This is a genomic window from Flammeovirgaceae bacterium (assembly GCA_015180985.1).
Taxonomy (GTDB): Bacteria; Bacteroidota; Bacteroidia; order Cytophagales; family Cyclobacteriaceae; genus UBA2336.
Genome location: CP054185.1, coordinates 1,740,699 through 1,753,071, shown reverse-complemented (window position 1 = coordinate 1,753,071; position 12,373 = coordinate 1,740,699). Strand labels below are relative to the sequence as shown.

Sequence of the window (12,373 nt, the reverse complement as noted above, 5' to 3'; positions counted from 1 at the left end):
AGGAGAGGGGAGGTTTATAATTTTACTGCTACTCTCAACTTTGCACTGCGTGCACGTTTATTCTCTTTTATCTCTTGTTCCGATGCTTCAACCGGCTTCCGGTTTACGGCTTCGAAGGGTTTAAGTACGTTTCCGAAAAAATCTTTTTCGGCTTCTCCGTAAGTTTTTCCTTTGTTTATAAAATTCTTCACCATTCTGTCTTCCAGCGAGTGGTATGACAACACCACCAGCCTGCCGCCCGGTACCAGCACTTCGCCCGCCTGGTGCAAAAAATCTTCAAGGGCCTGCATCTCGTTATTCACTTCAATGCGCAGCGCCTGAAACACCTGGGCGAAGTATTTGTTTTCCTTGCCTATGGGCGCATACCGGACAAGCAGGTTTTTCAATTCTTCGGTACGGCTCAATGGCTTTATCGTCCGCCCCTGAACAATGGCTTTGGCCACCGTTCGGGCATTGCGTATTTCGCCATACAGCCCAAGTATCCGGTGTAGATCAGCTTCGCTGCAGGTGTTCAGCACATCAGCGGCCGTTACCGGATTGTTGGTATCCATCCGCATATCCAGGGGGCCATCGTACCGGGTTGAAAAGCCACGGGTTGGTTCATCAATCTGGTGCGATGAAATGCCGAGGTCAGCCAGAATGCCGTTTACCTCTGTTACCTTATTGAGTTTTAAAAACTTTTTCAGGTACCTGAAGTTGGCATGACAGAATGTGAAAGAACGGTGCGTGATTTTTTCTGCCTCACGCGCGGCATCTTCATCCTGGTCGAAGGCGATTAACCGACCGCCTTTTATTTTTTCCAGCATGGCCAGGCTATGTCCGCCTCCCCCGAAAGTGGCATCTACGTATGTTCCTTCCGGGTTTATCTGCAGTGCTTCGATGCACTGATTTACCATTACCGGTTTGTGATAACTCATTGCACTTTCAATTTTCGCTGCAAGCTTCAAGTTGTAAGCCGCAAGTCGTTATCATTTCTCTTTTATCTTGTTCAAGAACGTTGAGAGCATTCGCTGCTCTTCTTCTATCATCAACAAAATATCCTTTACATCCTGGTGTGAAAGCCAGCCTAATCGCTCAACAATCAGCATATGCGTTTCTAATTCATAAGCCGACCCCAATGCCGTTTCTACATAATATTTATATTCCTTCTGGCTGCTCTTCGCACTTCCTTCAGCGACATTAGCCGCGATGGATACCGCGCTTCTTGTTACCTGCGAACGCAATCCGAATTTTTCCTCACCCGGAAACTTATCAACTGCCAAATAAACCGCATTAACAATTTCCATAGCCTTTTGCCAAATGAGTAGCTTCTTAAAGTCTCTCATACATGTCTACACAATCTCGTAGCTTGAAGCTCATGCTTGAAGCTTATTGGTCCAGGTATTTCTGCGCCAGTTTCGACAACTCACTTGGGTCTGCGATAAGGTGTTTCTCGTATAGTGCCGGGTTCCAGATCTCCACTTTGTTACCCATGCCTACCAGCATCACATCCTTTTCTATCTGGGCATAGGCGAGCATGTTTTTAGGGAGTAAAAAGCGGCCGTTGCCATCCAGTTCAACCGTGGCCGTGCCACTGAAGAAGTTGCGCTGGAGGGTTCGGTACTCCTCGTTAAACTCGCTCAATCCGGAAATTTTGGAGAACACCTTTTTGAATTCCACCATGGGGTAGAGTATGAGGCAGCGCTCAAAACCCCTGCGCAAAACCAGTTCGCTGTCGCCTTCGGGCAGCTGGGCTTTTACACGCGAAGGCAGTACCAGCCTGCCCTTGGCATCGAGCTTACTTTCATATTCGCTGGTGAAAAAGGTCATTGACGTAGTGGTTGTCTATTCCTTGATAACAAACATAAGCATTTTTCAACCACTTTCAACCACTTTCAACCACTTTTTTGCATTTTAGGGTCTGCCAGGCCCTTTTTAGACCTGTTGTCATTTCTCTCTTAGTTTTAGACCGGACACAAGTAAACGCGACTTTTTAACCGCACTAAACACGACTGATTGACAAAAGCTACGATTCCGGGCCAAAATCGCAGATCGTACCGTTGGCATCCGAGGTAGCAGAATGCTGAACCATTAAGGGTGATGTGTAATTCAGTCGGGTTTAGTGTGGTATAACCTAAGCCTTTTCTCACCGCTTTGAGCATGCCTGAAAATCACAGCGGCTTCTTTGGTTGTCATATATAATTTAACGAGCTATGAGCCATAGAAAGAAATAGAGTCCCTAATACCCGTATTCAAAACACGTTTCGGGGCCAGAATAACCTAAGCCTTTTGTTGATTTGATGGCCGGACCGTAAGCCAAGTACCTGTCGGCCGAAGTCGCGTCTTTTCAAGCTCAACAAAAACAACTGCAAAGCAGGCTTGATAAACCTTCAGGGAAAGGATACAGCCTGATTTTTTATTTCGGTTCTACCCTGATGTGCTCCTATTCCGCTTTGTGGCGTTTCAACCGGTTTTTTCTTCCGCTTCTTTAGTATGTACTCAAAGCCCATGCGCATATTCCACCGGTCAACATAAGGGCTTTTGTGGTGGGGATCGAAAATGTTGTACAGCGCAAAGACGAACACTCATCCGATAAATTAAAGATAATACATGGCGGTTGCTCACCAATCAGGATTTCCAATGCCGCAGATACTATGTTTGAAAGAGCATAAGCCCCAGTGTACTAACTTTAATAAGTTATTGTATTAAAACAAAACACTCAAGGCTTATGCAAAAACAAGTTAACAAAAAATTGGATTTCAGTGGACAAAACATTTACGTTGGTTTAGACACGCACAAGAAACAGATCACGGTAACCATCATGGGCGAGAATTTGCACCTTAAAACTTTTAGTCAGCCTCCGGATGTCGATGTGTTGGTAAAATATCTAAATCGGAATTTTCCGGGTGCAACCTACCATGCTGCTTATGAAGCTGGGTATTCAGGATTTTGGTTGCAAGAAAGACTGCAGGCAAGTGGCGTTAACTGCATGGTTGTTCATGCAGCCGATGTGCCGACCAAAGACAAAGAGAAAACAAAAACGCGATCCCTTAGACAGTCGAAAAATTGCCAGGTCGTTAAAAGTGGTGAGCCTGGAGGCCATCTATGTACCCAGCAAAATTGTCAGCAAGACCGCAGCCTGTTACGGGCTCGTCAGCGGATTGTAGGCAATCAAACACGATGTCGTAATCGCATCAAAGCCTTATTGAGTTATTTTGGGATTAATTACCCCGAACAATTCACCAGGTCGGGCACACATTGGTCTAAGCGATTCATGGAGTGGCTTAAGAAAGTGGACATCGGGAAAAGTGGAACAACACATTAGCTACTTACCTGGCTGAAGCAGAATTCTGGAGAAGCACACTAACTACCATCCTCAAACAGATAAACACTCTGTCTGGTGAAGAGAAATATGCTAAGCCGGTAGAACTGCTGATCAGTGTGCCTGGCATAGGCCGGTTAACAGCCATGATGGTGTTGACTGAGTTAGAAGATATCAAACGATTTAAAAGTCGTGATTCATTATGTAACTACATTGGCTTGGTGCCCAATGTTTCCTCATCGAGCGACCGTGAACATGTGGGCGACATCACACAACGAGGCAATAAAACGTTAAGGAAGTGCTTCATCGAAAGTGCCTGGGTTGCAGTACGTACCGATCCGGCATTGACTATGAAGTATAACCAACTATGCAGCCGAATGAAGGGTAATAAAGCCATCATTCGTATTGCCCGGATGTTGGTGAGCCGACTGCGTTATGTGTTGATTAACAAAACGGAATACGAACTTGGCGTAGCCGCTTAACCATATAAAAGTTATAAACGGTGGGCACAATGTAAGGGGACTCTTGCAGCCTCTGGATTTCAGAGTGACTGCTTTCCGCAGATTACAGCCCACCTTTATAAAAATATAAAAGGTATCGTGCAGCTTCCGAAAAGGAATGACTGCTTATAGAAGATTGATTTTATACTTGGTAAAGGGTAAAGCCAGGGCTATGTTGGAAACTCTTTTTCGGTTTTCCTAAAAAAGAAAGGACTGCCAATTTTGCCTATTAACAGTCCAAATCTTTTTCAGTGTAAACCCTGCTTGTTCGCTGAGGTTTCCAATCGCAGCCACGCAGGTAAAACAATAACAAAATTAGTGCATCAGGACTTGACTTTCAACATAGAAGAGTCCCTTGCAGGAGACGCTGCGGGGACAGAGAAGCGCATGTACATATTCATGCTGGGTAACGACTAAGCAACTGTGTAAAGGCCCGATTCGGCCTTGCTGAAAGGGGATGTGGAATGTACCACTTTCAGCCGAATCGGTTGCATTTAAAGACTTAACTTTAAACACAGTTACCATGGAAAATCAAGAACAACACCCACTACTCAAAGAGATGCTCACCCCTGAGTTTCTCAAGCAATTTAAGAATTCGAAAGACCTCAACAGCTTTATCGATGAACTTTTCAAAAAGGGCATGGAGCAAATGCTGGAAGGTGAACTCGATGGCCATTTGGGCTATGCCAAACATTCACCAGAAGGGATTAACTCCGGGAACTCACGGAACGGAAAAACCCGTAAGACCATCAAGACCACGCGAGGTGAACTACAGATAGAAGTACCTCGGGATCGGAACAGCACGTTTGAGCCCGTCCTGGTTCCCAAGCGCAGCCGGTTCGTAGAAGGCATCGAAGAAATTATCATCTCCTTATATGCCCGGGGTATGAGCGTACGCGACATTGAAATACAAATCCGGGAAATCTATGGTGTGAATGTTTCGGATGCCACTATTTCCAACGTTACCTCGCGGGTACATACGTTGGTAACGGAGTGGCAAAGCAGGCCTCTTTCATCGGTGTACTTTGTGGTGTGGATGGATGGGATCGTATTCAAAGTCCGGCAGAATGGGAAGGTGATCAACAAAACCATTTACCTGGCCGTAGGCCTTAATGCTCAGGGGTTTAAGGAAGTATTGGGCATGTGGCTGGGTGAAAGCGAAAGTGCTTCATTCTGGATAAGTGTACTTACTGATTTAAAAGCCGTGGCGTGGAAGATATTCTCATCACCAGCACCGATAATCTGAAGGGCTTCACCGATGCAATCACCAGCGTGTTTACCCAATCGGTAACCCAGATTTGTGTAGTTCATCAGATCAGAAATGCGCTTCGCTACGTTGTCTGGAAAGACAAGAAACAATTTGTAGCCGATTTGAAGACTGTTTACGGAGCACCAAACAAAGAGCGGCTGCTCAAGCCTTAGAGCAGCCTTGAAGTAACATGGGGCAAAAATATCCGCATGCTATCAAGTCGTGGAAAACGAATTGGGATAACCTCACGCACTTCTTCGATTATCCGATCGAAATCCGAACGCTGATCTATACCACGAACATTATCGAAAATCTCAACGGAAAAATCCGCAAGTATACCAACAACAAACTTTCGTTCCCTGACGACCAGGCGGTGGTGAAAGCGGTGTACCTGGCTTTACGGGAGATCACCAAAAAATGGACCTTGCCCGTGAGAAACTGGCCACTAATCGTAAATCAATTTTTAACTATCTTCGAAGGCAGATGCAAAATATAAAACCTTTACGCAGTTGCTTAGTCGTTACCCAGCACTTACACACTTAATTAGGCAGTGTCTCATGCTGCGTTCATCGCCACAATGCCTCGTGGTTATTGCCTAAGTTTGAATACTTTGACCAAATTGTCATCAACAATATTTAACTCATCCTTAGACAAGTTACCGAGTTTACCTATCACTAAATCCTTATCAATGGTTGCCAGTTTTCTCAACCTTATTAAAGAAGTTTGTTTTAAACCGTTTATCACAGATGGTTCAACCTTCACATCAAACTCATCCTGCCACTTTATTTGAGTTGTTATAAATGAAACCGTTAAATCGCTTTCACCTGCCACAAGAATAAGTGCCGGCCTGTGCTTTACATCTGATAGGTCAGTGAATGGGAAAGGTATCAGGACGATGTCACCCTTATTCATTTATATCTTTCTTTCAGATCGTTGACTGAATAAAGATCTTCCTCATCCTTTAAGAACTTAAATACCTTTGAATCGCTTACCAATTTCTGAATACCCTCAATCACTATTTGATTTTCAATTCTACTAAGAAGAAATTCGGCAAAATCGGATACTTCCTTTAATTTTTGATCGGGCAATTTTCGCAGATTATCAATGGTTTTCTTAATAAGGATTTCCCGTGTCATTTGCAGTGATTTCAAGTAGTTACAAATTTAGTTAAATCCGGCATATCACACCTACCACAAGCGTCAGCATCAATTTAGCTCATGCGGGCCATTTTTTTACCGAATGCTTTCACTTACCAAGTTACAAAACTTGCCGGTTATTAAACATGCATTGTGCCAATCCTGCTTGTTCGCTGACCCCGCCTTGACTGTTTACAAACAAGAAACTTGTATTCAAAAGGAATTGAAATCGAGTCATATTCTACATTGCACCGGATGCCCCACATTCTTCACCTGGTGGTTTGGGTGTGCATTTACTTCGTTACTGTGTTCAATACGCGTCTATCTATTAAGTTCCTTAGATAAAACAAAGAGATAAATTTCTTCATCCCTTACAATTGTGATAGTGTCATTATTTGGATGCTTTATAAACAAGTCACCTTTCATAAGGAATTCACTTATGTCATTGGGATTATACAAGTAGTTTCTTGCGAACGTAACAGTGTACCTGGCACCATTCTCAAGTGTTATTTCTGCGTTACCCCTCTCTAACACTATTTCCATTACTTTCCCATTTATGTCAAATTCGGTCCTTATAGCAGGAAAAAGTTTTAACCTTTCTTCTAATTTCCAATTCATCCAATATATACCCGCTATAAACAACAATATGCCAATTGGTATAAGTCCAATCTTATATTTGATATACTTTGAATCAGAGAAAGGGAATTGAAGTTTCATCTATTTCAAAATTTAGTCATCAAAAAAAGTTCTACCCCAATTAACATTAAGTGAAAGACCGGGATCCCCAGCTCCCACAAATCTCATAATACCAATATAATAACCACTCTCAAGTGGAGCATAAACCAAACCAACACTTCCATCAAATCCCAAGAACCCAAAGCCAACGCTTACCGAAAGTCTTTCCCCTTGAAAATTACTTAGCCTTAATGATTGATTACCATTGGGCACATAGAAATATTCACCTAATGTAATACCTGCGCTGATATCAAAACCAAATGCCAAGGGATGTTCATAAAAGCTTTTTGATTTACCTCGATCCGGTCCGGTTAACATTCCTAAAAATGACACTTTATTTCCATTAAGAAATCTGCTATCCGGTGTCCAATCAACTCCTAGTAATTGAATTGCATTAATATTACCATTTATTGAAAATGCATCTGGTAAATGCAGAATCATTTGCAAAAGTAATTTTGAGTTTCCTTTCACTATATCCCATGGAGAGGTGTCACTTGGCCCTGCATTGGTTGAAGCACAAACTGGCCCACTCTGTGAACTTATCAGTTTGTAAAGATCCTCCATACAGTCTTTTATTTGCTGCTCGGAGGTGTGAAGAGTTGCAGCACCTGTTCGGGGATCGACAGTAAATATTCTTTGGTCTTTACTGGTAAGCGCTTCTGTAATTCCTCTCATAATATTCTGTCGCTGGTGGGCTTTTGCTACCTGGTTGTCAACCCACGCATTAAAAGCGGCAAACATACTGCCATCCCCCGGCTTCCACCCGGGGCCCATGCCAAATAAGGCACCGCCATAGCCGGTAAAGCGCATGTACATATTCATGCTGCGTTCATCGCGCCAGCACTGGCCGCAGATGTACTCGCGGTACTCACCGGGCGGGGGCGGCTCCACGTCATCGCCCAGCGGGTGATTAAGGGCAACGTTAAATTTTGAGAACAAGTGTGCCTGATGATCGCCTGAATCTTCAACCTTCATTCATTCAAGATAGTAAGGAAAGTATATTGCTTACAATTTTCAATAAGCGAACATTTTTAGTTTAAATCCTGTTCTTCACCTTTAACCAACCTCCATTATGCGCTTTTTACCATTTTTGTTACTTCTTATGATGTCGTGCTCAGGCTCAGAAAAAACAGCCATCCCTACCGGCACCTGGCGGGGCGTGCTTGAACTGCAGGGAGAAGAGTTACCCTTTACCTTTGACCTGCAGACGCAAGCCGGCAAGTACGTTGCCTGGATTAAAAACGGACGGGAACAGCTTTACCTGGACGAAGTTGTTGTAACAGGCAATTCCATAACCCTGCACATCCATATTTTCGATGCACTAATTAAGGCCGCTCGGAACGGAACGGAACTGAACGGCCACTTTATTATTCGCTATGCCGATGACTACCGGGTTCCGTTCAGAGCACGCCACGGTGAAACACACCGGTTTATTCCAGCGGATTACACGGCCTCCGGTCCGGATTTTTCAGGCACTTATGCCGTGCAGTTTTTTAACGACAACAACACGGTTAACGCGCTGGGCATCTTCACCCAAAAAGGCAACTATGCCGAAGGCACCTTTCTTACACCCACCGGTGATTACCGGTACCTTGAAGGAAACGTGGTAAACGATACGCTCTGGCTTAGCGGATTCGATGGAAATCACCTCTATATTTTTAATGCCGTTAAGCAGGGCGATACCCTTACGGGGACTCACTGGCTGGGCAAGTCGCGCAAAAGAAGGTGGACGGGCGTGAGAGACGACCAGGCCAAACCCCCTGCAACCGAATCGCTGACGCATTTAAATGAAGGATACAAAACACTTGAATTTACATTTCCGGATGTGGATGGAAAGCCCGTATCGCTTCAGCACGATCGGTTTAAAAATAAGGTCGTGATTGTTCAACTGCTGGGTTCCTGGTGCCCTAACTGCATGGATGAAACACGCTTTCTTACCGAATGGTACGCAAAAAACAAGCATCGCGGCATAGAAATTATCGGGCTGGCTTACGAACAAAAAGCTGACTTTGATTACGCCCGCGAACGGGTACGCAAGATGAAAGAAAAACTAAGTATCCCCTATGAAGTACTGATAGCCGGAACCAACACCAACGCCAGCGAAACGCTGCCCGCGCTCAACCGGGTTATTGCTTTTCCAACCACTATCTTTGTGGGTAAAGACGGCCACGTAAAATACATCCATACCGGTTTTTCGGGGCCGGGCACAGGGGTTTATTATGAACAACAAAAGGAGCGGTTTAATGAAATGGTGAATCAGTTATTAAATGGCCATTAGTCACTAGCTTCTGGCTGCAAGCCCAAGTTAACAACTTATAGGCTAGCAGTTAGAAGCTGGTAGCTTGCAGCATAAAGCTAAGCATGAAAAAAAGAGTTGTAGTCGGTTTATCAGGCGGGGTTGATTCCAGCGTAGCGGCCTATCTGTTAAAAGAGCAAGGCTACGAGGTTATCGGCATGTTTATGAAAAACTGGCATGACGACTCGGTAACCATCAGCAACGAGTGCCCCTGGCTTGACGACAGCAACGATGCCATGATTGTGGCCCAGCACCTGGGCATCCCGTTCCAAACCATCGACCTGAGCAGCGAGTACAAGGCGCGCATTGTGGATTACATGTTTGCCGAGTACCAGCGCGGCCGCACCCCCAACCCCGATGTGCTGTGCAACCGCGAAATCAAGTTTGATATTTTTTTAAACGCGGCACTGAAACTGGGTGCCGATTACGTAGCCACCGGCCACTATGCCCGAAAGGCCGAAACCGTTGTTAACGGCAAAACCGTTTACCGGCTGCTGGCCGGTACCGATCCGAATAAAGATCAAAGCTATTTTCTGTGCCAGCTTATCCAGCAACAACTCTCACGGGCGCTCTTCCCTGTTGGCGAACTGCTGAAACCCGAAGTGCGTAGCATCGCAAAAAAAATCGGGTTAGTAACTGCCGGTAAAAAAGACTCGCAGGGACTGTGCTTTGTGGGCAAAGTGCACCTGCCAGAGTTTTTGCAACAACAACTTGTACCCCAAAAAGGCAAGGCCATCCTTGTTCCGCCCGATGCACCGGTATTCAGTAACAGTCAGTCGATGGACGACCTGGTGGATATAACAAACCCTTACCGGTACAGCCCCGATGTTGGTACCGAAGCCGGTGAACACGCAGGCGCTCATTATTATACCATCGGGCAACGCAGGGGACTGAACCTGGGCGGCTTTCCTAAACCCTTGTTCGTTATCGGCACCGATACCACCCGCAATATTTTGTACATGGGCATGGGCGCAGATCATCCGGGCCTTTACCGGAAAGGTTTGTTTATTGCGGGTGCCGATGAGCACTGGGTACGCGAAGATTTGAAACTTATGGAAGGCGAATCGAAAACCTACCGCGTGCGCATCCGCTACCGGCAGGAACTGGAGCCCTGCATCCTGCATAAAAAGCCGGAAGGGCTGTACCTGGTTTTTGAAAAGCCACAGAAGGCCATTACCCCCGGGCAGTTTGCCGCCTGGTATAATGGGGAGGAATTAATTGGCTCAGGCGTAATCGCCTGATGGTATTTAAAAACCGCTTACCCCACCCGACACAATAAACTTCATGGCCACCGCACCCGATACGTTAAGCGGTTTGATGTTCTCTTTCGGTACCACAAAATGATCGCCCGCCATGGTGTACGACTGTGGTATGTACACGGCAATCATGTCCTGCAGACCCAGGTTGGTTAAATCGTTTTGGGTAATAAAGCCCACGCGGTATAGCTGGTTATCTTTATTAATAGTAACCAGCACCGGCTTATCGAACTTTCGTTTTTCACCCACAAAAGCCGACATCAGATCTTTGATGGAGGAATAAATCAGTTTGATTAAGGGTATCCGGCTGATAATCTGTTCGAACCAATCAGAAAAAGTTTTAAAGGCGAAGTTGGTTGTAAAATACCCGAACAGTGTAATTACCGTAAGGATAATAACGAAGCCCACTCCGGGATACGGCAGGTTAAGCCGGGAGTCAAGCCATTGGAACGCTTCGATAATAAAATAGATGGTGGCGACCAACGGTACAATAAACAACGTACCGTTAAAAAAATAGCGGGCAATTTTCGAAATCATATACGTTTGAGTTTAAAATAAAAAACCTCTGCCGAAATCCGAGCAGAGGTCAGTTGATCATTTTCGTATTGCTTAAATCGAAAAGCCGAGAAAACTCAGAAAGCCGAACGACATCAGGCCCACCAGGATAAACGTAATACCCAGGCCTTTCAGCGGACCGGGCACATGGGAGTACTTCATCTTTTCGCGTACACCCGCCAGCGCCACAATGGCCAGCATCCAGCCGATGCCGCTGCCAAAACCAAAAACAGTAGCCTCACCCAGCGTGTACGAGCGGCCTACCATAAAAAGCGAACCTCCCAGAATAGCGCAGTTCACTGCAATTAACGGGAGAAAAATACCCAGCGAACCATATAATGCCGGAGAAAATTTTTCAACCGCCATTTCGGTAAGCTGCACCATAGCGGCAATTACAGCAATAAACACGATGAATTGCAGAAAGGACAGATCCACCGAAGCAAATTCCGGGCTTACCCAGCCAAGTGCGCCTTCGATAAGAATATAATTCTGAATAAGCCAGTTAATCGGGATGGTAACGCCCAATACAAAGATCACAGCAAGTCCTAAACCAAAAGCTGTTTTCACCTTTTTTGATACGGCCAGGTATGAACACATACCCAAAAAGTAGGCGAAAATCATGTTATCAACGAAAATGGATCGAACCCCGATGCTGATTAAGTTTTCCATATGATTAGTTGTTAACCTTCCCTGTATCCGTTTAATGCCCGCTGAACCCAGATAATAATACCTACAATAATACACGCTCCGGCCGGCAATAACATCAGTCCGTTGCCTTTGTAGTGCAGGCCAACCGATTCAAAAATTTTGAAGCCAAACAAAGCGCCCGAGCCGAGCAATTCGCGGAAGAATGCTACAATCATCAGGATAATGCCGTACCCGAAACCGTTACCCAGCCCATCCAAAAACGAGGGCCCAACTTTGTTGCCCATGGCAAATGCCTCAAGCCGGCCCATTACAATACAGTTGGTGATGATGAGGCCAACAAACACCGATAATTGCTTGGACACATCGTAAACATAGGCCTTCAGAACCTGGTCAACCAGAATTACCCAGGTGGCTACGATGGCAAGCTGTACAATAATGCGGATGCGTGACGGAATGGTGTTGCGCATCAGCGAAATGGCCACGTTTGAACTGGCCGTTACCACCGTTAGGCTGATGGCCATAATAAAAGCGGGCTTCATTTGCGTGGTTACCGCCAACGCTGAACAGATACCCAGCACCTGAACGGTAATGGGGTTGTTAATGTCCAGCGGATGAGTTAACAACTTCCTGTTTTTCTTCGAAAAGAGCGGTTCGCTTTTTTTCTCCTGTACAACTTCTGCAACTTCCGAGCTCATAA

At 45.3% G+C, this 12,373-nt stretch carries 14 protein-coding genes and 1 pseudogene; 5 read left to right on the top strand and 10 right to left on the bottom strand.

All coding sequences use genetic code 11. The features are described 5' to 3' along the window. Positions 1–14 precede the first annotated feature (14 nt). The 3 genes from rsmH to mraZ are packed head-to-tail and all read right to left on the bottom strand — an operon-like array spanning position 15 to position 1,809. Positions 15–917 (bottom strand): 16S rRNA (cytosine(1402)-N(4))-methyltransferase RsmH, encoded by a 903-nt coding sequence (gene rsmH, locus HRU69_08255; GenBank protein ID QOI97481.1) that lies wholly within the window; start codon positions 915–917, stop codon positions 15–17. Positions 918–968: 51 nt separating this feature from the next. Beyond that, positions 969–1,325 carry a four helix bundle protein gene (locus HRU69_08250; GenBank protein QOI97480.1) on the bottom strand — a complete coding sequence of 119 codons (357 nt, stop codon included), beginning with the start codon at positions 1,323–1,325 and terminating at the stop codon, positions 969–971. Positions 1,326–1,368: 43 nt separating this feature from the next. Continuing rightward, complete coding sequence (gene mraZ, locus HRU69_08245; protein ID QOI97479.1) at positions 1,369–1,809, bottom strand: division/cell wall cluster transcriptional repressor MraZ; 441 nt, start codon at positions 1,807–1,809, stop codon at positions 1,369–1,371. A gap of 898 nt (positions 1,810–2,707) precedes the next feature. Between mraZ and HRU69_08240 the strand changes: the two genes are divergently transcribed. The 3 genes and pseudogenes from HRU69_08240 to HRU69_08230 all read left to right on the top strand — a co-directional run bounded on the left by HRU69_08240 (position 2,708) and on the right by HRU69_08230 (position 5,546). After that, entirely contained in the window at positions 2,708–3,304 is a 597-nt protein-coding gene (locus HRU69_08240) for a hypothetical protein (GenBank protein QOI97478.1), read from the top strand. A gap of 116 nt (positions 3,305–3,420) precedes the next feature. Continuing rightward, the gene (locus HRU69_08235; GenBank protein ID QOI97477.1) at positions 3,421–3,783 is read left to right on the top strand and encodes an IS110 family transposase; all 363 of its coding nucleotides are present in this window, start codon (positions 3,421–3,423) and stop codon (positions 3,781–3,783) included. 577 nt (positions 3,784–4,360) lie between these two features. Then, positions 4,361–5,546, top strand: a pseudogene (locus HRU69_08230) (IS256 family transposase). A gap of 92 nt (positions 5,547–5,638) precedes the next feature. Here the strand turns inward: HRU69_08230 and HRU69_08225 are convergent. From HRU69_08225 to HRU69_08210, 4 genes are all read right to left on the bottom strand, one after another. Then, positions 5,639–5,962, bottom strand: coding sequence for a type II toxin-antitoxin system PemK/MazF family toxin (locus tag HRU69_08225; protein ID QOI97476.1), 324 nt, complete (start codon positions 5,960–5,962; stop codon positions 5,639–5,641). Then, entirely contained in the window at positions 5,959–6,186 is a 228-nt protein-coding gene (locus HRU69_08220; protein ID QOI97475.1) for a hypothetical protein, read from the bottom strand. The genes HRU69_08225 and HRU69_08220 overlap by 4 nt, the downstream gene beginning before the upstream one ends. A gap of 321 nt (positions 6,187–6,507) precedes the next feature. Then, on the bottom strand, positions 6,508–6,903 hold the full coding sequence (locus HRU69_08215; protein ID QOI97474.1) for a hypothetical protein: 396 nt from the start codon (positions 6,901–6,903) through the stop codon (positions 6,508–6,510). A 12-nt stretch (positions 6,904–6,915) separates the two neighbouring features. Then, positions 6,916–7,896: a hypothetical protein gene (locus tag HRU69_08210; protein ID QOI97473.1), complete on the bottom strand. Its 981-nt coding sequence runs from the start codon at positions 7,894–7,896 to the stop codon at positions 6,916–6,918. A gap of 97 nt (positions 7,897–7,993) precedes the next feature. Here HRU69_08210 and HRU69_08205 point away from each other — a divergent pair, with 97 nt between their 5' ends. Together HRU69_08205 and mnmA are read left to right on the top strand one after the other, a co-directional pair. Beyond that, on the top strand, positions 7,994–9,199 hold the full coding sequence (locus HRU69_08205; GenBank protein ID QOI97472.1) for a TlpA family protein disulfide reductase: 1,206 nt from the start codon (positions 7,994–7,996) through the stop codon (positions 9,197–9,199). 83 nt (positions 9,200–9,282) lie between these two features. Then, positions 9,283–10,458: a tRNA 2-thiouridine(34) synthase MnmA gene (gene mnmA / locus HRU69_08200; protein ID QOI97471.1), complete on the top strand. Its 1,176-nt coding sequence runs from the start codon at positions 9,283–9,285 to the stop codon at positions 10,456–10,458. A gap of 6 nt (positions 10,459–10,464) precedes the next feature. Here mnmA and HRU69_08195 read toward each other — a convergent pair whose 3' ends face one another. The 3 genes from HRU69_08195 to HRU69_08185 form a co-directional block, all read right to left on the bottom strand. Further along, positions 10,465–11,010, bottom strand: a complete 546-nt coding sequence (locus HRU69_08195) for a DUF502 domain-containing protein (protein ID QOI97470.1) — start codon at positions 11,008–11,010, stop codon at positions 10,465–10,467. 72 nt (positions 11,011–11,082) lie between these two features. Then, positions 11,083–11,697: an NADH:ubiquinone reductase (Na(+)-transporting) subunit E gene (nqrE, locus tag HRU69_08190; protein QOI97469.1), complete on the bottom strand. Its 615-nt coding sequence runs from the start codon at positions 11,695–11,697 to the stop codon at positions 11,083–11,085. Positions 11,698–11,708: 11 nt separating this feature from the next. Beyond that, positions 11,709–12,371: an NADH:ubiquinone reductase (Na(+)-transporting) subunit D gene (locus HRU69_08185; protein QOI97468.1), complete on the bottom strand. Its 663-nt coding sequence runs from the start codon at positions 12,369–12,371 to the stop codon at positions 11,709–11,711. Positions 12,372–12,373 lie beyond the last annotated feature (2 nt).

Bases quoted from the DNA above. Each gene is read 5' to 3' on its own strand.
- rsmH (QOI97481.1), bottom strand. From the start codon at position 917: ATGAGTTATCACAAACCGGTAATGGTAAATCAGTGCATCGAAGCACTG.
- HRU69_08250 (QOI97480.1), bottom strand. From the start codon at position 1,325: ATGAGAGACTTTAAGAAGCTACTCATTTGGCAAAAGGCTATGGAAATT.
- mraZ (QOI97479.1), bottom strand. From the start codon at position 1,809: ATGACCTTTTTCACCAGCGAATATGAAAGTAAGCTCGATGCCAAGGGC.
- HRU69_08240 (QOI97478.1), top strand. From the start codon at position 2,708: ATGCAAAAACAAGTTAACAAAAAATTGGATTTCAGTGGACAAAACATT.
- HRU69_08225 (QOI97476.1), bottom strand. From the start codon at position 5,962: ATGAATAAGGGTGACATCGTCCTGATACCTTTCCCATTCACTGACCTA.
- HRU69_08220 (QOI97475.1), bottom strand. From the start codon at position 6,186: ATGACACGGGAAATCCTTATTAAGAAAACCATTGATAATCTGCGAAAA.
- HRU69_08215 (QOI97474.1), bottom strand. From the start codon at position 6,903: ATGAAACTTCAATTCCCTTTCTCTGATTCAAAGTATATCAAATATAAG.
- HRU69_08210 (QOI97473.1), bottom strand. From the start codon at position 7,896: ATGAAGGTTGAAGATTCAGGCGATCATCAGGCACACTTGTTCTCAAAA.
- HRU69_08205 (QOI97472.1), top strand. From the start codon at position 7,994: ATGCGCTTTTTACCATTTTTGTTACTTCTTATGATGTCGTGCTCAGGC.
- mnmA (QOI97471.1), top strand. From the start codon at position 9,283: ATGAAAAAAAGAGTTGTAGTCGGTTTATCAGGCGGGGTTGATTCCAGC.
- HRU69_08195 (QOI97470.1), bottom strand. From the start codon at position 11,010: ATGATTTCGAAAATTGCCCGCTATTTTTTTAACGGTACGTTGTTTATT.
- nqrE (QOI97469.1), bottom strand. From the start codon at position 11,697: ATGGAAAACTTAATCAGCATCGGGGTTCGATCCATTTTCGTTGATAAC.
- HRU69_08185 (QOI97468.1), bottom strand. From the start codon at position 12,371: ATGAGCTCGGAAGTTGCAGAAGTTGTACAGGAGAAAAAAAGCGAACCG.